This window comes from Rhodococcus sp. X156 (assembly GCF_004006015.1).
Taxonomy (GTDB): Bacteria; Actinomycetota; Actinomycetes; order Mycobacteriales; family Mycobacteriaceae; genus X156.
Genome location: NZ_CP034766.1, coordinates 2,647,334 through 2,668,737, shown reverse-complemented (window position 1 = coordinate 2,668,737; position 21,404 = coordinate 2,647,334). Strand labels below are relative to the sequence as shown.

The window sequence follows — 21,404 nt, the reverse complement described above, 5'->3', positions numbered from 1 at the left end:
TGTTCCTGGCGCCTCGTATCCGCTTGGAGGAGCCTGCAAGGGTCTGCCGCAAGTTCGTGCTGCTCAGTTCGTTGTCCGAGCGCTGGTGGCCCGTCCGTGGTGATTGGTTCGAAGCCGCTGGGGAGCGTGCATCGATGCGTTGATCGATGCTTGTTCGGCGTGCATGGCAAACCGTGCTGCTGTCGCCGGGGAGTGGGCGGTGCAGGAGGCGCCTACTAGTGCGGTGATCGCGGACCTCAAGTCGGGTGTGTGGGCGGGGCGTCCTGGACAGATCAGCCCATCGCTGTCGATGGTTACGTATCCCCATTCGAAGAGCGCATCACAGCCAATGACGCAGGCGAGCATCGCGATCGACCCAAAGTCGCGGCGCTCAGCGTCAGTGATCTGTCGTCGAGGGACGATGTGCGCTGCCACCAGCAATCCTGCCGGGAGAGTCTTGCCGCACAGGGCGCACGCAGCGCTCCCTCTTCCGCCCAGCAGGTGTCGGCGAAGCTCGGCTTGTTCGCGCCGGACCTTGACGATGGCGGCCTCATCGGTGACATCTCCGCCCCAGAATGCCTGCGGTAGTCCGAGGAGACTCTCCTCGCCCCCGTCATGGCTGATTCCGGCCTCGGCGAGAAGCGCCTGGCCGTCGTCCTCGCTCAGCGGCGACAGGTACTTCTGTGCGGGGACGCCATTGCGGCTCAACGGACCGCCGTTGCCGGACCGGATCAGCTCGGCCGCACGCTGGTAGGGGATGCGCACGTCTGTCGTGATTGGCTCGACCAGCACCAGCCAGCCCTCATCAGGATCATCAGGGTTCATCGTCGGGTAGCCGTCCGGTCGCGGCGCTTTCTGCCACGGCGTCGTGACGACGCTGACCGCTTCGATGCGTTTCGCCCCTGAGTAGTGGAACACGTAGTCGCCGACGCTCAGCTTCTTGAGCATGACCCGGTCCTGTCGTTCCTGCCCTGTGGGGCTCGGGCATGACCAGAGTGTTCCCTGCTGGATCGCTGTCGGAAAGTTTCTGGTCTGACTTGCCCACCAGTACGCCACCACGTCACCCCTGCTCGCATCCCCACCTGACTATGACGATCGAACGTTACTGAGGCGCAGTGCATTTCGTGGGGAATTCGGGAAACTCTGCGACGTCGCGGACGGGCGAACGCTGGGCGAGTGCTAGGTCAGCTGCGCGAGTCGAGGGCCACGTCGATGATCTCCCGGCTGGGCACGTGCAGCGCCTCGGCTGCGCTGGTGCCGGTCGCGGCGAGGTAGGCGTCGACCAGCCGGTTGCCGACGGCGTAGCCCGCCCCCGTGGGCACCCCGACCGGTGCGGCGCCGAACCGGGTGGCGGCGGCGTCGCCGTGCACCCACGCGGCGAAGTTCTGCATCCCGCCCACGTCGAGCCCCGACACCACCTTCGCGAAGACGGCGTTGTCGGCCAGGTGCGCGCCACCGATGGGGGTGTAGCCCAGCGCGTCGCCGTAGAGCTGGCGGGCGAAGGCGTCGGCCAGGCCTTCCGAGACGACCTGTTCACCCACCACCACCGACGCCGGGTCCCAGACCACCCCGCCGGGGGCGTACCGCAGGTTGTGGTTGAGCTCGTGGACGGCCGCCGCCTCCAGCCGACCCAGATTCTCCTCGGTCGGCCAGAGCGTGAGCGAGAGGTAGCCCGTGGCGCTTCCGTTGCCGCTGAACCCGCGCGCCGGCCCCATGAAGTACTCGTCGTCAGGGTCGCCGAGCACCAGGAGCACCGAGATGTCCGGCACCTGCACCTGTGGGGTGGCGCGGGTCTGGATGTCGACCGCCTCAGCCAGCGCCCGCTCGATCCGCCGCCACGCGTCCGCGGCCTGCAACCGGGAGAGGGCCTCCCGCACCTCGTCCCCGCGTCGATCCAGCGGGAACCCGAAGCTCATGGCGTGCATGGCCACCAGGTCGACCTCACCCGGGAAGTACCGGAACATGCCCGCCATCGGCGCCAGCGCCCTGCGCAGGAGCTCCGGGCGCGCGGACGCCTCAGCGCGCAGCACCGCGTCCATGGCCGTCGCGGTGTCCAGCACGGTGATCGTCATGCCGGGGACGGTAAGCCCTCCCGCCGCGGCACTGTCCACTGAGGTCGCACGGTCGGCAGGCATACCTGAGGCCGCACCGCTGTTGCCCGAGGTGAGAGCGGTTCTGCGGTGGACGCAGCGGGAGGTTGTCATGACGGGTACAGCAACACCACTCGACCGGATGACGCGCGTGCTGGTGACCGGGGTGCGCGGCAAGACCGGCGTGGCGCTGGCGGAGCAGCTCGTCGCGCGCGGTGACGTCGAGGTGCTCGGCGGCAGCAGCGACCCGTCCGCGGTGACCCTGCACGGGGTGCGTCCGACCGCCTTCTCCTGGGACGAGCCGGCGGGGTGGGCTGCGGCGACCGGCGGCGTCGACGCGGTGTACCTGGTGCGCCCGGACCGTGCGGACGCCCCCGAGCTGATCGGAGCGTTCCTGGCGGAGACGGCGCCCGAGACGCGGGTGGTGCTGCTGTCGGAGAAGGACGCGCCGGAGGGCTGGGCGGTGCGGGCCGAGCAGGCGGTGCGCACCAGCTCTCGCGCCTGGACGATCCTGCGGCCGAGCTGGTTCATGCAGGTGCTCACCGACTCCCGCTTCTACCTCGACCAGGTCGTCGACGCCGGCGAGCTGGCGTTCGCCAGCGGCGGGGCGAGCGTGGCCTGGATCGATGCCCGCGACATCGCCGCCGTGGCCGCACAGGCGCTGCTCGACTCGCGGCACGTCGGTGAGGTCTACGAGCTCTCCGGCCCGGAGGCAGTCTCGTTACCGCGCACCGCCGACCTGCTCTCCGCGGCGACCGGACGCCCGGTGACCCACCGAGAGGTGACGATCGAGGACGCGGTGGCCGGGATGGCGGGCTTTGAGCGCGACCTCACGGCGCTGACGTTCCAGCGCGTGCAGGCCGGCACCTTCGCGGTGCTGACCGACGACGTCGCGCGGGCGACCGGGCAGCCGGCCCGGACGCTGCAGACGTTCCTCACCGACTCCAGGGCGCTGCTGCAGCACCGCAGCTAGGGAGCGGGGGTGACGCCGCTGGCTGAGCGCGCCACCGCCTGCAGCGTGAAGGAGCCGGCGGGGGAGCCCAGGCGGGAGAACAGCTCGCTGCGCAGCGCCTGCCGACGGCCCTCTGGCTGCGCGACCAGGTAGGACCCGGCCGGCCCGATGCCCGCCATCAGCCCGGCCAGCACCTCCTCGAAGCTGGCGTACGTGGTCTGCACCGTCATGGTCTGCTCGCTGACCTGCTCGAGGCCCCGGTCCTCGAGCAGCTGCACCACCTCGCCGGGCCGGCCGAACCGCCGGGCGTAGAGCTCGGCGGGCGCCTGCGGGTCGACCGCCACCGCCGCCTCCCAGAAGGCGTGGAACAGCTGCATGCCTCGGTCGAAGTCCCACACGCACGCCGCGACCTGGCCGCCGGGCACCACCACGCGCCGCATCTCGTCGATGCCCCGTGCGGGGTCGGACATGAAGTGCAGCACCAGCGAGGCCACGGCCAGGTCGACGGAGTGGTCGGCGAAGGGCAGCGCCTCCGCCCGGCCCTCGCGCACGTCCGCGCCGGGGTTGCGGTCGCGGCAGGCGGCCACGAACGGCACCGACGGGTCGCAGGCGGCCACCGAGCTGGCGCCGAGGCGGCGCACGAGCTCGGCGGTCAGCGCGCCGGGGCCGCAGCCCACGTCCAGCGCCCGTTGGCCGCGGCTCACCCCGCACGCGTCGGCGAGCTGGACGGCCAGGGGGCCGGAGTAGCGGCCCATGAAGGCGTCGTAGATCTCGCCGCTGACCTGGAACGTGCTGGCACCGTCGGGCTGACTCATCGCGATTCCTCCCAAAAACCTGTGCCCAGGCTACGGCCGCGGCCGTGCCCTGGCAGGCCTAGCGAGAAGGGTTGGGCGTGACCAGGTCCGGCGAGATCGCGCTGGCGTGCGTGGCCCCGGTCAGGCCCATGGTCAGGTCGAGCTCGGCGACGATGTTGGCGATCACCTCCTCGACCCCCTGCTGCCCGCCGACGGCGAGGCCGTACATGTAGGGGCGGCCGAGCAGGCAGGCGTCGGCCCCGTGCGCCAGTGCGACGAAGACGTCCGCGCCGGTGCGGATGCCGCTGTCGAACAGGACGGTGGGGTCGGGACCGATGGCCTCGCGCACGGCGATGAGCGCATCCAGCGAGGCGATCGACCGGTCTACCTGCCGCCCACCGTGGTTGGACACCACGATGGCGTCCACGCCCAGCTCGACGGCACGGCGCGCGTCGTCGGGATGCAGGATGCCCTTCAGCACGATCGGCAGCCGGGTGCGCTCCCGCAGGGTCTCCAGGTGGCTCCAGCTCAGGCCGGGGTTGGAGTAGATGTCCAGGAACGTCTCCACCGACGCCCGCGGCGCGGCGGAGCGCAGGTTGGTCCAGAACGACCCGGGGTGCTGGCGGGTGATGGACAGCAGCGACTTGATGGCACCGAGGGTGACCTGGACGTCGGCGGAGGTGCCCAGGCGCTTGGCTGCGGCGATGCGCTCGGCCACGATCTCGCGGAACCGTGGGTCGGAGGTGTACTGGCCGATGCCCTTGCCCTGGGCGAACGGCAGCGACCCCAGGTTGAGGTCCTGGGGGCGCCAGCCCAGCAGCGTGGTGTCGAGGGTGACCACCAGCGCCTCGGCGCCGCTGGCCTCCGCGCGACCGATGAGGCTGTCGACCAGGGCCTCGTCGGTGCTCCAGTAGAGCTGCATCCAGTGCGGGGCGCCGTCCATCGCGGCCGCGGTCTCCTCCATCGGGGTGCCGCCCTGGTTGGTGAAGATGTAGGGCACTCCGGTGGCCGCGGCGGCCCTCGCGACGTGCAGGTCGCAGTCGGGGTCGATCAGCTGACCGGCCCCGACGGGGGCCAGCAGCAGCGGCGTCGGCAGCGTCGAGCCCAGCAGGGTGACCGAGAGGTCGCGGGTCGCCTGGCCGTGCGCCATCCGCGGGACGATCGCCCAGCGGTCGAAGGCAGCCCGGTTGTTGCGCATCGTCTGACCCTCGCCAGCCCCGCCGGCGACGTAGGCCCACGCCTTGGCGGAGCTGGCCTTGCGCGCTCGGCGCTCCAGCTCGGCGAAGTCGGTCGGTACCGCGGGTCGTCGCCCCAGGACACCGTCACGGTAGATCGCCGACTGCCGGGCCCGGCCGCGGCTCTCGGTCGTCGTCGGGGAGGAGGCTGCGGGCGATGGCTGCTCTGGCACGGAACCACTCTAGGCAGCAGGCGGATCGGCGCACGGCGAGATCTGGGGCGGCCCTGCGGTGGTGCCCTGTCGCACGGGGCGGAGCAGGTCCCTGAGCGACGATGCAGACACGGCTCCTAGCCTCGCGTCGTGACGGTTGACGAGGTGCTGCAGGCGTACGGGGAACGAGCGGTGGAGTACGCCGACAGGCTGGGCGCCATGGGCGCGGTGCACCCAGAGGATCGTGACCTGGTGCTGCGCTGGGCGCTGCACCGCCCCGGCCCGATCATCGACGCCGGCTGCGGACCCGGGCACTGGACCGACTTCCTCACCCGCGCGGGCGTGGAGGTGGAGGGGACCGACCTGGTGCCTGCGTTCGTGGCGCAGGCACGGGACCGCTTTCCGGCCGCGCGGTTCCGGGAGGCGGCGTCGGACGACCTCGGGGTGCCCGACGGGTCGCTGGCCGGTGTGCTCGCCTGGTACTCGACAATCCACACCCCACCCGAGCAGCTCGCGGCTGTGCTGGCGGAGCTTGCCCGGTGCCTCGCCCCGGGCGGGAGCCTGCTGCTGGGGTTCTTCGAGGGACCGGCGGTGGAGGCCTTCGCGCACGCGGTGGTCACGGCCTACCGCTGGCCGGTCGAGAGGCTGGCCGGCCACCTGCAGGATGCGGGTTTTGCGGTCCGGGAGATCCACACCCGCACCGATCCTGGTGCTCGTCCGCACGGGGCGATCGTGGCCGAGAAGCGCCGGCTCGGTGGAGACCCCTCCACCGAGCCGGCGTCCGCGCCCTGGCCCTGCTAGGAGCCGGCGCCCGCGGCCAGCACCCGGGCCGCCTCGCGGTCGGCGGCGGTGTTGGCCACCCCGGCACGCGAGCCGGCCAGCTTGGCCTGGATGTGCTCGCCCACGGTGATCGGCGGGTAGGCCGAGCCGTCCCCGACGCAGGTGGGCAGGGTGTCGATCACCGCGTCCACGTTGCCGTCGTGGAAGAACGCCGCACTGCGGCGCTGCCGGATGGTGCCGTCCACGATCGGCGGCTTCACCCGGTGCACGGTGGACATCCACCGGTCGTTGGTCCAGCGGGCCATCAGGTCACCGAGGTTGATCAGCAGCGCGCCCTCCGCCGGCATCACGTCGTTCCAGGACCCGTCGTGGCCCAGCACCTGCAACCCCGCGACGCGGTCGGCCCAGAGCACGGTGACGATGCCGTAGTCGGTGTGCGCCCCCATCCCGGTCAGCTCGCCGTCGAGCTCGATGGTGCCCTCGTCCAGGGCGTAGTTGTTCATCCGCAGCACGTCCAGGCTGTGGTCGGTGTAGCGCTGGAAGAACCCGGCCGGCAGCCCGAGCGCGTCGGCGAACAGGCTGGTGAGGGTGCGGGCGACGCGCGCAGCCTCGTCGTAGTACGCCGACACCGCCGCGCTGAAGGTCACCTCCTCGGCCGGCCACACGTTCTCCGGGTAGTCGGCCAGGGGCAGGTCCAGGCCCGGGTAGTCCGAGACGGCGGCACCGACGTTGAACGCCTCGAAGAAGTCGTGCATCCGGTTGGACGGGGCCAGGCCCAGGCTGAGGCTGAGCGACTCCGTCTTGGGCGGGGCGTACCCGCGGTTGACCTCCGGCGGCGTGCGGTAGCTCTTCTTCACCTCCAGCGGCAGCCCGAAGAACCCGTCCAGCGCGGCGGCGAAGGCGTCGGTGACCTCGGTGGGCACCCCGTGCCCGGTGATCTGCACGAAGCCGACCGTGCGCGCGGCCTCGTCGAAGGCTGCGGCGGCAGCTGCGCGCTCCTGCGGTGTGCCGTCGCCCACGTAGGCGGAGATGTCGACGACCGGGACGTGGAAGCGGGGGGTGGTCATGAGGGGTCCTCCAGGGTGGTGTGGCGGTCGGGGACGCCGGCGACGACGGTGTCTGCCCGGGCGCGCAGGTCGCGCCGGTCGGACTCGTCGAGCCAGCAGGCGTCGATGGCGTTGAACGTGAGCTGGGCGAGCTGGTCGCGGCCGTAGCCGAGGGCGTGGGAGAGCACCCGGAAGTCGTGCGTCGGGTCGGTGCCGAACATCGGCGGGTCGTCGGAGTCGATGGTGACGCACAGCCCGGCGTCGACCATCTCGCGGATGCGGTGGTGCGTGCCGTCGCCGCTGCCGGAGTAGCGGCCGATGTCCGAGCTCACCGGGGTGCAGGTGAACGGCACCCGCTCGGCCACGCAGCGCGCGGTGATGTCGGGGTCGTCCACCACGTGGTAGCCGTGGTCGACGCGGCTGCAGCCGAGGTCGTCGAGCAGGGTGCGGATGTGCGCCGGGGGACCGGACTCCGAGTGCGCGGTGCGCTCCAGCCCGTGCCGGGCGGCCAGCTGAAAGGCCTCCACGAAGCGGCCGGGCGGGCCGTTGACCTCGGCGTAGTCCAGCCCGATGCCCACCACCTCGTCGATGCGGTGGGCCACCACCTCCTCCACCAGCGCCACCGCGTCGGCTCCGCTGCGCTCCCGGTTGATGCCCACCACCAGGCGGGAGTCGATGCCGGTGTCGGCGCGGGCCGCGCGCATGCCGGACACCACCCCGGCCAGCAGCCGCGGGTAGGGCACGTCGGGGTGCCCGGGCGGGCTGAGCTGGATCTCCCGGTAGAGCACTCCGTGCGCAGCCCCACCAGCGGTGAGCGACTCGTAGGTCACCCGGTGGAAGTCGTCGACGTCGCGGATCACCGAGCCCACCACGTCGAGCACCCGGAGGAACTCACCGAGGTCGGCGTAGCTGTGGTGGTCGTAGAGGTCCTCGGCGGTGCGCCCCGCCAGGGACACCCCGTGCTTGGCCGCCAGCTCGACGACCGTCTGCGCCGCGACGCTGCCGATCAGGTGGCAGTGCAGGCTGACCTTGGGCAGCGCCGCCACCATCGCGTCGATGGCCGGGTCGTGCGGGGTGGGGGTGGAGAAGGCGAACGGGGCCAGCGTCATCGGCGACCCGCCTCCGTGCCGAAGCGCGCCAGCACCAGGCTCTCGACGAGCTGGGCGAGCAGGTACAGCAGCAGCGAGGCCAGCGTGATCACCACGACCAGCGCCCACACCCGGTTGATCTGCGAGCGGGCCGCGGCCGAGACGACGGCGTAGCCGATGCCCTGCCCGGTGGCCAGCCACTCCGCCAGCAGGGCGCCGGTGATGGCGCCGGGCACGGAGATGCGGATGGAGGCGAACAGTGCCGGCAGCGCCGACGGGAAGGCCACCTTGCGCAGCACCGACCACGAGCTGCCGCCGTAGACCATGACGACGTCGCGCATCTGGGCGGACACTGAGCGCAGCCCGAGGACGATGCTCACCAGCGCGGGGAAGAGCACCACGATCCCGCTCATCACCGCCACGGCGGTGAATCCCCGTCCCACCAGCAGGATGATGATGGGCGCCAGGGCGATCAGCGGCACCGCGCGCAGGATCATCGCCACCGGCATCACCGCGCTCTCCACGGCGCGGGAGAGCACGATGCCCGCGGCCAGGGCGACGGCGGCGAGCATGCCGGCGACGAACCCGATGGCGGAGTCGGTGAGCGTGTGGCGCAGCAGCGGCCAGATCTCGGCGCGGGCCTCGGCGGCGTCGGAGTCGGTGACCAGGTAGGCCCACACGTCGGTGGGGCCCTTGCCGACGTAGGAGGAGACGTCGAACAGGCGCAGCCCGGCGACCCAGAGCAGCAGGACCACGGCCAGCACGAACACCAGGGTGAGCACGGTGCGGCCGAGCCCGCGCAGGACGTGGGTCATTCGGGTGCTCCCTTCGACCAGGGGGTGACGAAGCGGGCGACGAGGCCGAAGGCGGCGTAGGCCGTGCCGGCGAGGACGGCGCAGCCGAAGCCCAGTCCCCAGGCCTGCTCCACGTTGATGTTCTGCTGGGAGATCTTCAGGGCCAGGCCGACTCCGCGGTCGATGCCGCCGGCGTACTCGCCCAGGATCGCGCCCAGGAACGCGGCGGGGGCGGCGATCTGCAGGGAGGCGAGGACCGCGGGCAGCGCGGAGATCAGCTGCACCCGGCGCAGCCGCTGCCAGGCGCCGCCGCCGTAGACGGTGACCACGTCCAGGCTGGCCTTGTCGGCCGAGCGCAGCCCGAGCACGGTGCCCACCACGGTGGTGAAGAAGACCGAGAGGGCGGCCAGGGCCACGGCGGTGCCGGAGCGGTCACCCGGGTCGGGCACGCCGATGACGATGTAGAGCACCGGGGCGATGGCCACGATGGGGACGCAGTAGCTGATCACCGCCACCTGCATGATCACCGGCTCCGCCAGCGGCAGCAGCAGCACCAGCGAGGCCAGCACCAGCGCGGCGACGTTGCCGTAGAGGAACCCGACCGCAGCCTCCTCCAGGGTGATGCCGAAGTGCAGGGAGTAGAAGCCCCAGCCGTCGGCGCGCACCGAGCGCACCACCTCGTGCGGGGCGGGGATGCGGGCGTCGGCCAGCACCGTGACGGTGGCGATCCACCACACGGCCAGCACCGACACCAGCCCGGCCAGCCCGGTCAGCGCAGGGCGCAGCCGTTCTCGGCTCAGCACGGGATCACTGCCCGGACCCGGCGGAGTCGCCACCGAAGAGCAGCTCGGAGGCGTGGTCGTGCAGGGCGTGGAACTCCGGGGTCCGCATCATCGCGGGCAGCCGGGGGCGCGGGAGGTCGACCTCGATGATCTCCTTGATCCGTCCCGGGCGTGGGCTCATGACCGCCACCCGGTCGCTGAGGAAGATGGCCTCGGAGATGCCGTGGGTGACCATCAGCGTGGTCGCGGGCTTCTCGGTCCAGATGCGCAGCAGCTCCAGGTTCAGCCGCTGGCGGGTCATGTCGTCCAGGGCCCCGAACGGCTCGTCCAGCAGCAGCACCGACGGCTTGACCACCAGCGACCGCGCGATGGAGACCCGCTGGCGCATGCCGCCGGAGAGCTGGGCAGGCTTGGCCTTCTCGAAGCCCTGCAGCCCGACGAGGTTGATCAGCTCGGCCACCAGGGCGTCGTCCGGCTTCTGCCCGGAGACCTCGAAGGGCAGCCGGATGTTGGAGAGCACCGAGCGCCAGGGCAGCAGCGCGGAGTCCTGGAAGGCGATGCCGAGCTCGTGGTCACGGCGCAGCTCCAGCGGCGACTTGCCCTCCACCAGCGCGGTGCCCTCGGTCGGCTTCTCCAGACCGGCGAGGATGCGCAGGATGGTGGACTTGCCGCACCCGGACGGGCCGAGCAGCGACAGGAAGCTGCCCTTGTCGGTGAAGAGGGTGACGTCGTCCAGGGCGGTCACGCTCTTGCGACCGACGCGGAAGGTCTTGGTCAGGTTCTGGATCCGCACGCCGGTGCCCAGGGAGCGAGCTGCTCCCGAGGCACCGGCGGTGGTGAGGGTCTCCGACACGATTGCCCTTTCGGTGCGGGGGATGACTCAGGGCAGCTTGGCCAGCTCGGGCTTGTCCTTGAGCAGCTCGGTGAGCAGCGAGAGGTCGAAGAGCTCGTCGGCCTTGACGTTGATGTCGGCAGCGGCGAGCGTGGTGAGGGTCTGGCCGATCAGCGCGTCGGTGATGGTGAAGAGCCCGTTCTTGGTCACGTCGGGGGTGACGATCAGGTCCTTCTGCACCTCCGACTGCTTGAGCTCCTTGGCCATGCTCAGGTTGAGGTCCTTGCCGTACTTCTCCACGGCCAGCCGGGCGCCCTCGGTGGGGTTGGCCAGGGCGTCCTGCCAGCCGCGGATCTCCGCCTCCAGGAACGCCTTCACCTTGGCCGGCTCCTCGGCGATCATCTTGTCGGTGGTGATGACGCTCTCCGCGACGAAGGGCAGGCCGTTGTCGGCGAAGGGCAGGTTGGTGATCTCGTGGCCAGACATCGACACCGTGAGCGACTCGTTGGTGACGTAGGCGAAGAAGCCGTCCACCTCACCGTCGATGACGGGCGACGGGTCGTACTCCACCGGCACCTTCTTGACGTCGGAGGCCTTGATGTTGTTGATCTTGAGCAGGGCGTCGAAGAGGGCCTCGTTGCCGCCGGCCTGGACGCCGATGGTCTTGCCCACCAGGTCCTGGGGCTTGGCGATGTTGGCCTTGTTCTTCAGCGAGAGAATGGTGAAGGGGTTCTTCTGGAACTTGGTGCCGACGATCTTCAGCGGCGCCTTCTCCTTCTCGATCACCTGGGCGGCCGCCACGGCGTTGCTCAGGGCGAAGTCGGCCTGGCCGGAGGCGACCATCGTCTCGATCGGACCGGGGCCCGGGTTGAGCGTCACCGAGCTGAAGCCGGCGTTGCGGTAGTGGCCGTTGGTGTCGGCGAAGTACTCGCCGGCGAACTCGGCGTTCTTCACCCAGGACAGCTGCAGGGTGATGGCGCCGTGGTCGGCTGCCCCTGAGCTGCTGGCGCCGGCGGACCCCTCGTCGTCGGAGCCGCAGGCCACCAGGCTGAGGGTGGCAGCGGCGACGAGCGCGGTGAGGCGGAGCCCGTGGCGCCGGCTTCTCGTGGGCAGCGACAGGGTCATGTGGTTCTCCTTGAATCAGTGACACAGGATGTGGTGGCACAAGACGGAATGGGCGCAGAGTGCTCGTTCTCCGAGCACGAGGTGACCGTAGGAACGCCATGTTGCGAACCTGCGCGGCGCAGGTTTCGCGGGCGTTAAAACATTCGTTTCAGCACCGGACGACCGTTGCTCAGTAGTGCGTGCGGGCGACGTTGCTCAGCCAGGCGTCGAACGGGGCCACGGCGGTGGGGGTGCGCACCGCGTCCACGCGGGTGGGCCAGGTGGCGCGGTCCTGGGCGAACAGCTCGTAGAAGGCACGGTCGTCGAAGCCACCACGAGCGGCGTCGTCGCGGTCGGCGGCGTACACCACCCGGTCGACGCGTGCCCAGAGCGAGGCCGCCAGGCACAGCGGGCACGGCTCGCAGGAGGTGTAGAGAACGGCGCCGGTCAGCGCGAAGTCGCCCAGCCCGGCGCACGCGGCGCGGATGGCCTGCACCTCGGCGTGCGCGGTGGGGTCGTTGTCGCGGGTGACGCGGTTCTGGCCGGTGGCCAGCAGCTGCCCGTCCCGGACCACGAGCGCGCCGAAGGGTCCGCCGCCGGCGGCCACGTTGGCCACCGCCAGCTCCACGGCCTCGGCGAGCCAGCGCTGGTCGTGCTCGCTGGTGTCGGGCTGGCTGGTGAAGTCGATAGTCATGGTGTCTCCTCGGTGGTGAAACTGTCGTTGCGGGCCAGCCGCCACAGGCGGTCGCGGCTCATCGGGATCTCGTGGGGTCGCACGCCGAGGGCGTCGCGGACAGCGTTGGCCAGGGCCGGGGCGACGGGGTTGTACGGCGCCTCGCTCATCGACTTCGCCCCTCGTGGGCCGAGCACGTCGTAGGTGTCGGCGAAGAGCACCTCGGTGACGGGCACGTCGCCCATCTGCGGCACCCGGTAGCTGCGGAAGGTGCGGGTGAGCACCTCGCCCTCGGCCAGCAGCATCTCCTCGTAGAGCGCGCTGCCGATGCCCTGCGCCACCCCGCCCTCCACCTGGCCGCGCAGCTGCTCGGGGTTGATCACCGTGCCGGCGTCGGCGGCCTGCACCGACTTGAGGATGCGGAGCTCGCCGGTGGCCGGGTTCACCGCCACCCGGAAGCCGTGCACGTTGAAGGCGACCGAGCGGCGGGCGCCGTCGTGGCTGCCGCTGGCGGTGAGCGGGGCGTGGAGCAGCTCGCACCAGGGGACGAGCGTGCCGTCGCTGCGGCGGACACCGTCCGGCTCGGTGCTGCCGCCGCCGGCGAGCTCCTCCAGCCGGGCGCGCAGGGCGGCGGCCGCCGCTGCCACCGCCACCCCGGCCACCACCGAGCCGGTGGAGCCGTAGGCGCCGGTGTCGTAGCCGACGTGGTCGGTGTCGGAGGCGCGCAGCCGCACCCGGTCGGTGCTGGTGCACAGCTCCTCGGCGACGAGCTGCACGTGCACGGTGGCCGTGCCGTTGCCGAACTCGGCCGTGCCGCACGCGATGGTGACCGACCCGTCGGGGTCGATGGTCACCGACGCCTCGGCGTGGTGTCCGCGTGGGGGGATGGTGGCGATCATCGACAGCGCGATGCCCTCGCCGGTGCGCCACCCTCGTGGTGCCGGCTCGCCGTCGCCGCCGGCCAGCGCCTTCTCCACCAGGTCCAGGCACTGGTCGGCGCCGTAGCTGCCGTACTCCAGGTCGTCGCCCGGCGGGCCGTTGACCACGAAGGCGTCACCGGGGACCACCACGTTGCGCCGCCGGATCTCGGTGGCGGACAGCCCGACCTCGCGGGCCAGCTCGTCCATCGCCGACTCGATCGCGAAGATCACCTGGCCCAGCCCGTAGCCGCGGAACGCCCCGGAGGGCACGTTGTTGGTGTAGACCGCCTCGGCGTCCACCCGCTTGTTGGGGCAGCGGTAGACCGCCACCGACTCGTGGCAGCCGTGGAACATCACGCCGGGGGCGTGGTTGCCGTAGGCACCGGTGTCGCTGAGCACGTCCACCGTCATGGCGGTGAGCACGCCGTCGGCGTCGGCGCCCAGCGTCACGCTCACCCGCATGGGGTGCCGGCACGGGACGGAGGTGAACTGCTCCTCGCGGGTGAGCTCCAGCTGCACCGGCTGCCCCAGCGCCAGCACGGCGCGGGCCACGACGTCCTCGACGAGCATCTCCTGCTTGCCGCCGAAGCCCCCGCCGACGCGGGCGGCGATCACCCGCACCCGCTCCGGCGGCAGGCCGAGGACGTGCGCGAGCTCGTCGCGGACCAGGAACGGCACCTGGGTGCTGGTGCGGATCACCAGCCGGCCGTCGTCGTCCAGCCAGCCGCGGGCGCCGTGGGTCTCCAGCGAGGCGTGCGTGACGCGGGCGGTGCGCCAGGTGCCGGACACCGTCGCGGCGGCGCCGGCCAGCCCGGCGGCGACGTCGCCGACCTCGCCGTGGGTCTGGGCGACGACGTTGCGGCCGGGCTCGGCGATGCGGGCGACGTCTGGGTCCTTGTCGCCGTGCAGCAGCGGGGCCCCGGGCGAGCGCGCCAGCTCGGGGTCGACGACGGCGGGCAGCAGCTGGTAGTCCACGCCGATCAGCCCGACCGCCTGCTCGGCCAGGGCCACCGAGTCCGCCACCACGGCGGCGATGCGCTGCCCGCGGAAGCGCACGACGTCGTCGAGCATGCGGGTGTCGTCGGGGTCGTCCAGGCGGTCCTGGTGGCGGCCGGTGGAGTAGAGCACGTCGGGGGCGTCGCGGTGGGTCAGCACGAGGTGGACCCCGGGCAGCGCCTCGGCCCGGGAGGTGTCGATGCTGGTGATCCGGGCGTGGGCGTGCGGGCTGGTGAGCAGCCGCATGTGCAGCACGCCGGCGTCGGGCAGGTCCAGCGTGTACGGCTCGGTGCCGGTGACGACGCGGGCACCGGCCGGCGCCGGCACGGAGCGGCCGAACGCCGCCGGGCCGGTGGCGTGGGTGTTGCCGCGGCCGGCGAGGGCGTCGCGGATGGAGCGGTACCCGGTGCAGCGGCACAGGTTGCCCTTGAACAACCGGCCCAGCTCCTGGTCGTCGGCGTGCACGTGCCCGTCGGCGTCGGCGAGCGCGGCGGCGGTGACCACGTAGCCGGCGGTGCAGAAGCCGCACTGGAAGCCACCGGCCGCGGTGAAGCAGCGCTGGACCGGGTGCAGCTGGTCCGGGGTGCCGAGCCCGGCCGCGGTGGTGACCTCGCGGCCCTCGCCGCGGACCGCCGGGTAGACGCAGGAGTGCACGGGTGTGCCGTCGACCAGCACCGAGCACGCCCCGCAGTCGCCGGCGTCGCAGCCCTTCTTGACGCTGAGCTCGCCCTGCTCGCGCAGGAAGGTGCGCAGGCACTGGCCCGGGCGGGGCTCGGCCGCCACCGGGGAACCGTTCACCGACATGGTCATGACGCCAGCTCCTCGCAGATCTCCGTGGCCAGGGTGGTGGTGACCGCCCGGCGCCAGTCCGCGGCGCCGTGGGCGTCGGCGTACCAGCAGTCGACGGTGCCCAGCGCACGCTCGAGCTCGCCGTCGGCAGGGACGCCGGCAAAGCGCAGCTGCACCGGTCGGCGGGTGGCCGCGGTGACCGTGAGCGTGGTGGCGCCGTCGGCGTCGCTCCGACCGATCACCAGCGCGGAGGAGCGACCGAGCGGGGCCAGCCCGATCCGGCGGAACGCGGTGCGGCTGTGCAGGTGCGCCAGCGGGACGTCGACGGCGCGCAGCACCTCACCCGGTTGCAGGGAGGAGCGGCCGGCGTCCCGGACGAACGACGCCACCGCCTCGCGCCGCGCGCCGCCGTCGGGGGTCCACACCAGCACCTCGGCGTCCAGGGCACTGGCCAGCGAGATCATCGCCCCGGCGGGCAGGGCCAGGCAGAGGTTGCCGCCCACGGTGGCCACCGACTGGATCTTGAAGGACATGAGGAACGCCTCGGCGCAGCTGCGGACCAGGCCCGCCGCGGCGCCCAGGACCTCCGCCGGTGCCGCCGCCAGCTCGGCCACCGTGCAGGTGGCGCCGATCCGCAACACCCTGGGCACCTCGGGACCCAGCTCCTCGGGAGGCAGCTCCCAGGCGGGCCAGCCCAGCGTGGTGAGGTCCACCAGGCCAGTGGTGGCGGGCTGCGGCTCGGAGAACAGCCAGGAGCCGCCGCCGAGCAGCGCCTCGCCGGGGCTGAGCCGCAGGTCGTCGCGGTGGGTGGCGCGGCGGTAGCCGGTCACGATGTTCAGATCCATCAGGCGGCCCTCACCGTTCGACCTCGACGAGCCGGTCGTAGGTCCGGCTGATGGCGGTGACCCGGGCGCTGCCCGGGCGGCCCAGCTCGGAGAGCACGCCGTCGGCGAGCACGCTGACCAGGCTCATCGCGGCGGCGTAGCTGTCGAAGGCGAGCAGCCCCTGCACCGGGCACTCCAGCCAGGTGCTGGCCGCGGCGGCGTGCTCGATGCCGGTGGGGTCGGCGATCAGCACCACAGTGGCGCCAGTGGCGGCGGCCTCGCGCAGGAACGCGCCGAACCCGGCCGGGCGGCGGCGAAAGCCCATCACCAGCACGGCGTCGCCGGCGGCGAGGTCGGCGAGCTCCTCGCCCATCACCTGCCCCGGCAGCGGGGCCAGGCGCACGTCGCCGCGGGCGTGGGCCAGCTGCTGGCGCAGGTGCAGGGCCACCGGGTGGCTGTTGCGCCAGCCCACCACGGTCACCCGGCGGGCGGCGGCGAGGAGCCGGACCACCTCGTCCACGCCGGGCTGGGCGATGGTGCGCTGCACCGCCCGGTGCTCCTGGGTGGCGTGGGCGGCGAGGTCGGGGGTGCCGTCCACGCGGTGCGGCTCGCCGGGGGTCCGCAGGCTGCGCAGGTGGTCGCGCACCTCGTCGAAGTCGGCGTAGCCCAGGCTGCGGAACAGCCGGCTCATGGTGGCCTTGGAGACTCCGGCCAGGGCGGCGAGCTCGGAGGCCCGGTAGGTGGCGAGGTCGTCCAGGTGCTCGAGCAGGGACGCCGCGGCCTTGCGCTCCTGGGGAGACAGCTCGCCGTGGTGCTGGGCGATGCGCTCGTCGATCCTCACTGGACCACTCCCTGCTGTGTCTCGGCCACCCGCGCGTCCAGGCGGGCGGCGACGGCGAGCACGGCCTGCTCCAGGGCGTCGATGCCGTGGGCGACGTCGTCCTCGCGGACGTCCTCGGCCGGGTGGTGGCTGATGCCGTCGTGGCAGCGCAGGAACAGCATCGCCACGTCGGTGGTGGCGGCCAGCACCATCGCGTCGTGGCCCGCCCGGCTCCACAGGCCCAGCGGCTGCGAGTCACCGGTGGAGCGGATCCCGGCGACCACCGCCTGCTGCAGCCACTCCGCACACGGAGCGGCGGGGGCGCAGTGCGTCTCGACCACCTCCAGCCCCAGCCCGCGGCGCTGACAGATCGCCGCGATCTCGGTGTGCAGCACCGCCCACATGGCGTCGCGCTCGGCGTCGGTGGCGGCGCGCAGGTCGAGGCTGAGCTCGGCGCGGCCGGCGATGACGTTGACCGCCCCGGGCTGCACCTCCACCCGGCCGACCGTGGCGATGCACTCCGAGGCGCGGGCGATCCGCTCGATGGTGGTGATCACCTCGCTGGCCCCGGCCAGGGCGTCGCGGCGGCGGGGGTACGGCGTGCCGCCGGCGTGCCGGGCCTGCCCGAGCACCGTGACGGTGAAGCGCCGCGCCCCGGCGATGGTGGTGACGTAGCCGAGCGCGGCGTCCGCCTCCTCCAGGTAGGGGCCCTGCTCGATGTGCGCCTCCAGGTAGCCGACGAGCTCCTCCGGTCGCCGGGTGGCCTCGGGCAACCGGTGCGGGTCCAGCCCGAACTGCTGGAACGCCTCGTGCAGCGTGGTGCCGTCGCGGTCGCGCAGCGCCCAGAACGACTCCTCCCAGCCGCCGACCACCGCCCGGCTGCCCAGCAGCGCGGTGCCGAAGCGGGTGCCCTCCTCGTCGCTGAACCCGATCACCTCGAGCGCGAACGGCAGCTGGTCCGCCCGGTCGCGGAGCCGCTCGGCCACGGCGATGGCCATCACCACGCCGAGCATCCCGTCGTAGCTGCCGGCGTCGGGCACGGTGTCCAGGTGCGAGCCGAGCAGCAGGGCGGGCATCCCGGCCCGGCGACCCTCGACGCGTCCGCACTGGTTGCCGGCGGCGTCCTGCCACGTGCGCAGCCCGGCCTCCTGCATCCAGCGGGCGGCCAGCGCGTTGGCGCCGGCGTGCTCCGGCGACAGGTAGACCCGCTCGAGCGCCCCGCTCTGGGCGGAGAACTGGTTCAGCTCGGCGCAGCGGGCGATCGCCTCGGCGGCACTGGTGCGCGCGCTCATCCGGCGTACACCTCCCGGGCCGCGCCGACGCCCCCGCCGGCGGTGACCGCCGCACCGCAGGCCCGCAGCACCTGCTCCAGGGCGGCCAGGGTGGTGAGCACCGCGTCGCGGCGGGCGTTGTAGCCCATGGTTCCGATCCGCCAGACCCGGCCGTGCAGCGGCCCGAACGACGTCCCGATCTCGATGCCGAAGTCCGCCAGCAGCGCTGCCCGCAGCCCCTCGCCGTCCACGCCGTCGGGGATCTCCACCGCCACGACGTTGTTCATCTTGTGCGCCAGGTCGCCGAAGACGCCCAGGCCCAGGCCCTGGACGCCGGCGAGCATGGCCGCCCCGTGCAGCCGGTGGCGCTCGACGGCATTGTCGATGCCCTCCGCCACCAGCAGCCGGGCGCACTCGCGGGCGCCGTAGAGCATGGTGGTGGCCTCGGTGTGGTGGTTGAGCCGCCGCGGGCCCCAGTAGTCCATGACCATGGCCAGGTCGAAGTAGTTCGACTGGATCCGCCGGCCCCGGGGCTGGTCACCGGCGTCCCGGATGCCCGCCTCCACGTGCCTGCGGGCCTCGATCACCGCCACCGCGCGCGGGGAGAGGGTGATGGGTGCGCTGCCCGAGGGACCGCCCAGGCACTTCTGCAGACCGGCCGTGGTGACGTCGATGCCCCAGGCGTCGGCGGGGTAGGGGTTGCCGCCCAGGGAGGCGGTGGCGTCGCAGTAGAGCAGCACGTCGTGGCGACGGCAGATCTCGCCGAGGTCGGCCAGCGGCTGGCACATGGTGGTGGAGGTGTCGCCCTGCACCACGGCCAGCAGCTTGGGCCGCACGGCGAGCACCGCCTCCTCCACCTGCTCCGGGCGGAAGACCTCGCCCCAGGGCACGGTGATGGTGTGCACCTCGGCGCCGCAGCGCTCCGCGATCTCCACCAGCAGGTGGCCGAAGCGGCCGAGCACCGGCACCAGCATCCGGTCGCCCGGCTCCAGCAGGGAGACCAGTGCCGCCTCGATGCCGGCCCGGGAGGTGCCGTCGACCAGGAACGTCTGCTCGTTGCGCGTGCTGAACACCTCGCGGTAGAGCTCCATGGTCTCGTTCATCAGGTCCGTCATCGCGGGGTCGTACTGCCCGACGAGCTGGGCCGACATCGCACGCAGCACCCGGGGATCGGCCGTGCTCGGGCCGGGGCCCATCAGCAGCCGCGGCGGCGGGTTGATCTGGTTCATGACGGCCTTCCTGGCGGGCGGGTGAGCAGGCGGCCACGGGAGTGATCAGGGCTTGCCGCGACCACGGCGCCGGCGACCACGGTGTGCACGACGGAGCCGGCGTAGCGCAGCCCGTCGTAGGCCGAGAGGGGGTTGCGGTGGGCGAGGCGGTCCACGTCCACGTGCAGCTCGGTGGCGGTGTCGTAGACCGCGAGGTCGGCGTCGGCGCCCGGGGCGATGCGACCCTTCCCGCCGAGGCCGACCAGCTCGGCGGTGCTGCGCGACATCCAGCGGCTCACCTCGGCCAGCCCGATGCCGCGCTCGCGGGCCTCGTGGGCCACGGCGGTGAACCCCACCTGCAGGCCGGACACCCCGCCCCAGGCCTGCTGCAGCTCGCCGTCGCCGCGGAGCTTCTCCTGCGCGGTGGCGGGGGAGTGGTCGCTGACCACGACGTCGATCACGCCGTCGCACAGGGCTTGCCACAGCTGCTCGCGGTTGCCGGCGTCGCGGATCGGCGGGCAGCACTTGAACTGCGGTGCGGCGTCGGGGATGGCCTCGGCGGTGAAGCAGAGGTAGTGCGGGCAGGTCTCCACGGTGATGGGCAGGCCCTCGGCGCGGGCGTCGGCGAGCAGGTCCAGGGCGCGGGCGCTGGACAGGTGCAGCACGTGCACCCGGGCGCCGGTGCGGCGGGCGCCGTCGATCACCCGGGCGATGGCGGTGGTCTCGGCGGTGTCCGGGCGGGAGAGCAGGAAGTCGGCGTAGGCGCGGCTGGGGACGGCCGGGGCGGCCTCGAGCACCGCGGCGTCCTCGGCGTGCACCACCATGAGCGCGTCGATCCGGGCCACCTCGGTGAGGGCGGCGGTGAAGTCGGCGGGCGACAGCGGCGGGAACTCCTCGACGCCCGACGGTGACAGGAAGCACTTGAAGCCCAGCACCCCGGCGTCCCACAGCGGCTCGAGGTGGGCCAGGTTGCCGGGGACCGCGCCGCCCCAGAACGCCACGTCCACCGCGAGCTGACCGGCTGCGGCCTGCTGCTTGGCTCGCAGGTGCGCCACGGTGGTGGTGGGCGGCAGGGAGTTCAGCGGCATGTCGACGAGGGTGGTGACGCCGCCGAGCGCAGCGGCGGTGGTGGCGGAGGTGAACCCCTCCCACTCGGTGCGGCCGGGCTCGTTGACGTGCACGTGGGTGTCCACCACGCCGGGCAGCACGTAGGCGGTGTCGGGTGCGTCCAGGACGGTGCCGGTCAGCTGGTGGTCGAAGGGGGCGACGGTGCTGATGGTGCCGTCGGTGATGGTCACCGTGGCCGGGACGAACGCGCCGTCGACGAGGACGTGCCGTGCGCGGACGGCGTCGACGAGCATCAGCAGAACCCGGCGATGGTCGCCCATGCCCGTGGCTCCTCGGCGGCGCCCTCGCGCTGGACCGTCGCCTGGATCAGCCCGTAGGGGCGGTCGGCGGCGAAGAACACCTCGCCGGGGTTGTCCATGTCGAACGGCGCCAGGTCGACGAGGAAGTGGTGCTTGTTGGGGCAGGACAGCTTGACCTCGGCGATGCCCGGGAAGCGGGTGAGGATCGCCTTGCCCACCGCGAAGATGGTCTGCTGCAGGGCCAGGGAGTGCACGCTCGCGAAGGTCTCCAGCAGCGTGGCGCGGACGGCGTCGTAGCAGGCGTTGAAGTCGTCGCTGTCCATCGAGGCCGGGTCGGTGTAGCGCCACCACGCCGTCACCGACGTGGCGAGGATCCGGTCGTCGGTCTCTCCGAGCGTGGTGAACCGGTCACGCGGGAAGCCATGGAACTCCGACCCGGTGGACTTCAGGACGGTGCAGTCCTTGAGGCCGGCCACCACGAAGGTCTCGTCCCCGTCGCGCTGCACCACCGCGGTGCGCACCTCCTGGCCGGCCCGGACGAAGGCGTGGTCGTGGGGCGCACCGTCGGCGACGATCCGGCTCCAGCTGTGCTGCTCGGCCTCCCACCGTCCGCCGCTGACCCACTCGAAGCTGTCCACGAAGTGGCGGCCCAGCGTCAGCAGGAACTGCTCGGGCGAGCCGATGCCGTGCTCCCTGGCGAAGGCGTACACGGTGTTCTTCTGGGTGTCGGTGGCCACCACCTGGCTGTTGTCGCCGTCGGTGTGGCACGCCACGAAGTCCCCGCGCAGCTGGGCGGTGACGGTCAGGTCCTCGATCTGGTGCACCTCGGTGTCCCGAGTGATGCGCACGAGGCGGCACTCCGCCTTGCCGTACTGGTTCGCGCCCAAGATCACGTCGCCGTTGGCCAC

The 21,404-nt window shown here is 72.5% G+C and carries 20 protein-coding genes; 2 read left to right on the top strand and 18 right to left on the bottom strand.

Going from position 1 to position 21,404, the window contains the following annotated elements:
- Nucleotides 1-63: 63 nt before the first annotated feature.
- Nucleotides 64-927 (bottom strand): hypothetical protein, encoded by an 864-nt coding sequence (locus ELX43_RS12620; RefSeq protein ID WP_127783737.1) that lies wholly within the window; start codon nt 925-927, stop codon nt 64-66.
- Between the two features lie 236 nt (nt 928-1,163).
- A complete protein-coding gene (locus tag ELX43_RS12615; protein WP_127783736.1) occupies nt 1,164-2,051 on the bottom strand; it encodes a DUF2268 domain-containing putative Zn-dependent protease in 888 nt (295 codons plus the stop codon).
- A gap of 160 nt (nt 2,052-2,211) precedes the next feature.
- Here ELX43_RS12615 and ELX43_RS12610 point away from each other — a divergent pair, with 160 nt between their 5' ends.
- Complete coding sequence (locus tag ELX43_RS12610; RefSeq protein WP_127783735.1) at nt 2,212-3,042, top strand: NAD(P)H-binding protein; 831 nt, start codon at nt 2,212-2,214, stop codon at nt 3,040-3,042.
- On the opposite strand, the gene ELX43_RS12605 is transcribed toward ELX43_RS12610, so the two are convergent.
- Nucleotides 3,039-3,836 (bottom strand): class I SAM-dependent methyltransferase, encoded by a 798-nt coding sequence (locus tag ELX43_RS12605; RefSeq protein ID WP_127783734.1) that lies wholly within the window; start codon nt 3,834-3,836, stop codon nt 3,039-3,041. The genes ELX43_RS12610 and ELX43_RS12605 overlap by 4 nt on opposite strands.
- A 58-nt stretch (nt 3,837-3,894) precedes the next feature.
- Complete coding sequence (locus ELX43_RS12600; protein WP_241248940.1) at nt 3,895-5,223, bottom strand: lactate 2-monooxygenase; 1,329 nt, start codon at nt 5,221-5,223, stop codon at nt 3,895-3,897.
- A 129-nt stretch (nt 5,224-5,352) separates the two neighbouring features.
- On the opposite strand from ELX43_RS12600, the gene ELX43_RS12595 reads away from it, so the two are divergent.
- Nucleotides 5,353-6,003, top strand: a complete 651-nt coding sequence (locus tag ELX43_RS12595; protein ID WP_241248939.1) for a class I SAM-dependent methyltransferase — start codon at nt 5,353-5,355, stop codon at nt 6,001-6,003.
- Here the strand turns inward: ELX43_RS12595 and ELX43_RS12590 are convergent.
- The 14 genes from ELX43_RS12590 to pucL form a co-directional block, all read right to left on the bottom strand.
- Nucleotides 6,000-7,049 (bottom strand): 2-oxoglutarate and iron-dependent oxygenase domain-containing protein, encoded by a 1,050-nt coding sequence (locus ELX43_RS12590; RefSeq protein WP_127783733.1) that lies wholly within the window; start codon nt 7,047-7,049, stop codon nt 6,000-6,002. The two genes, ELX43_RS12595 and ELX43_RS12590, sit on opposite strands and share 4 nt — an antisense overlap.
- A complete protein-coding gene (gene add / locus ELX43_RS12585) occupies nt 7,046-8,137 on the bottom strand; it encodes an adenosine deaminase (protein WP_127783732.1) in 1,092 nt (363 codons plus the stop codon). Before add ends, ELX43_RS12590 begins: the two co-directional genes overlap by 4 nt.
- The gene (locus ELX43_RS12580; RefSeq protein WP_127783731.1) at nt 8,134-8,931 is read right to left on the bottom strand and encodes an ABC transporter permease subunit; all 798 of its coding nucleotides are present in this window, start codon (nt 8,929-8,931) and stop codon (nt 8,134-8,136) included. The genes add and ELX43_RS12580 overlap by 4 nt, the downstream gene beginning before the upstream one ends.
- Nucleotides 8,928-9,713, bottom strand: a complete 786-nt coding sequence (locus tag ELX43_RS12575) for an ABC transporter permease subunit (protein WP_164860657.1) — start codon at nt 9,711-9,713, stop codon at nt 8,928-8,930. The genes ELX43_RS12580 and ELX43_RS12575 overlap by 4 nt, the downstream gene beginning before the upstream one ends.
- 4 nt (nt 9,714-9,717) lie before the next feature.
- The gene (locus ELX43_RS12570) at nt 9,718-10,497 is read right to left on the bottom strand and encodes an ABC transporter ATP-binding protein (RefSeq protein ID WP_241249916.1); all 780 of its coding nucleotides are present in this window, start codon (nt 10,495-10,497) and stop codon (nt 9,718-9,720) included.
- Between the two features lie 75 nt (nt 10,498-10,572).
- A complete protein-coding gene (locus ELX43_RS12565; RefSeq protein WP_127783728.1) occupies nt 10,573-11,649 on the bottom strand; it encodes an ABC transporter substrate-binding protein in 1,077 nt (358 codons plus the stop codon).
- A 169-nt stretch (nt 11,650-11,818) separates the two neighbouring features.
- Complete coding sequence (locus ELX43_RS12560; RefSeq protein ID WP_127783727.1) at nt 11,819-12,322, bottom strand: nucleoside deaminase; 504 nt, start codon at nt 12,320-12,322, stop codon at nt 11,819-11,821.
- On the bottom strand, nt 12,319-15,027 hold the full coding sequence (locus ELX43_RS12555) for a molybdopterin cofactor-binding domain-containing protein (protein WP_127783726.1): 2,709 nt from the start codon (nt 15,025-15,027) through the stop codon (nt 12,319-12,321). Before ELX43_RS12555 ends, ELX43_RS12560 begins: the two co-directional genes overlap by 4 nt.
- On the bottom strand, nt 15,024-15,851 hold the full coding sequence (locus ELX43_RS12550) for an FAD binding domain-containing protein (protein WP_127783725.1): 828 nt from the start codon (nt 15,849-15,851) through the stop codon (nt 15,024-15,026). Before ELX43_RS12550 ends, ELX43_RS12555 begins: the two co-directional genes overlap by 4 nt.
- Nucleotides 15,852-15,861: 10 nt before the next feature.
- The gene (locus tag ELX43_RS12545) at nt 15,862-16,671 is read right to left on the bottom strand and encodes a MurR/RpiR family transcriptional regulator (protein ID WP_127783724.1); all 810 of its coding nucleotides are present in this window, start codon (nt 16,669-16,671) and stop codon (nt 15,862-15,864) included.
- Nucleotides 16,668-17,942, bottom strand: a complete 1,275-nt coding sequence (locus tag ELX43_RS12540; RefSeq protein WP_127783723.1) for an allantoate amidohydrolase — start codon at nt 17,940-17,942, stop codon at nt 16,668-16,670. Before ELX43_RS12540 ends, ELX43_RS12545 begins: the two co-directional genes overlap by 4 nt.
- A complete protein-coding gene (locus ELX43_RS12535; protein ID WP_206518013.1) occupies nt 17,939-19,150 on the bottom strand; it encodes an alanine--glyoxylate aminotransferase family protein in 1,212 nt (403 codons plus the stop codon). Before ELX43_RS12535 ends, ELX43_RS12540 begins: the two co-directional genes overlap by 4 nt.
- A complete protein-coding gene (gene allB, locus ELX43_RS12530; RefSeq protein WP_241248938.1) occupies nt 19,147-20,517 on the bottom strand; it encodes an allantoinase AllB in 1,371 nt (456 codons plus the stop codon). The genes ELX43_RS12535 and allB overlap by 4 nt, the downstream gene beginning before the upstream one ends.
- Nucleotides 20,490-21,404, bottom strand: a complete 915-nt coding sequence (gene pucL / locus ELX43_RS12525; protein WP_127783722.1) for a factor-independent urate hydroxylase — start codon at nt 21,402-21,404, stop codon at nt 20,490-20,492. The genes allB and pucL overlap by 28 nt, the downstream gene beginning before the upstream one ends.

Coding starts and splice junctions, on each gene's coding strand:
- ELX43_RS12620 (WP_127783737.1), bottom strand. CDS start 927: ATGCTCAAGAAGCTGAGCGTCGGCGACTACGTGTTCCACTACTCAGGG.
- ELX43_RS12615 (WP_127783736.1), bottom strand. CDS start 2,051: ATGACGATCACCGTGCTGGACACCGCGACGGCCATGGACGCGGTGCTG.
- ELX43_RS12610 (WP_127783735.1), top strand. CDS start 2,212: ATGACGCGCGTGCTGGTGACCGGGGTGCGCGGCAAGACCGGCGTGGCG.
- ELX43_RS12605 (WP_127783734.1), bottom strand. CDS start 3,836: ATGAGTCAGCCCGACGGTGCCAGCACGTTCCAGGTCAGCGGCGAGATC.
- ELX43_RS12590 (WP_127783733.1), bottom strand. CDS start 7,049: ATGACCACCCCCCGCTTCCACGTCCCGGTCGTCGACATCTCCGCCTAC.
- add (WP_127783732.1), bottom strand. CDS start 8,137: ATGACGCTGGCCCCGTTCGCCTTCTCCACCCCCACCCCGCACGACCCG.
- ELX43_RS12580 (WP_127783731.1), bottom strand. CDS start 8,931: ATGACCCACGTCCTGCGCGGGCTCGGCCGCACCGTGCTCACCCTGGTG.
- ELX43_RS12565 (WP_127783728.1), bottom strand. CDS start 11,649: ATGACCCTGTCGCTGCCCACGAGAAGCCGGCGCCACGGGCTCCGCCTC.
- ELX43_RS12560 (WP_127783727.1), bottom strand. CDS start 12,322: ATGACTATCGACTTCACCAGCCAGCCCGACACCAGCGAGCACGACCAG.
- ELX43_RS12555 (WP_127783726.1), bottom strand. CDS start 15,027: ATGACCATGTCGGTGAACGGTTCCCCGGTGGCGGCCGAGCCCCGCCCG.
- ELX43_RS12550 (WP_127783725.1), bottom strand. CDS start 15,851: ATGGATCTGAACATCGTGACCGGCTACCGCCGCGCCACCCACCGCGAC.
- ELX43_RS12540 (WP_127783723.1), bottom strand. CDS start 17,942: ATGAGCGCGCGCACCAGTGCCGCCGAGGCGATCGCCCGCTGCGCCGAG.
- ELX43_RS12535 (WP_206518013.1), bottom strand. CDS start 19,150: ATGAACCAGATCAACCCGCCGCCGCGGCTGCTGATGGGCCCCGGCCCG.
- allB (WP_241248938.1), bottom strand. CDS start 20,517: ATGGGCGACCATCGCCGGGTTCTGCTGATGCTCGTCGACGCCGTCCGC.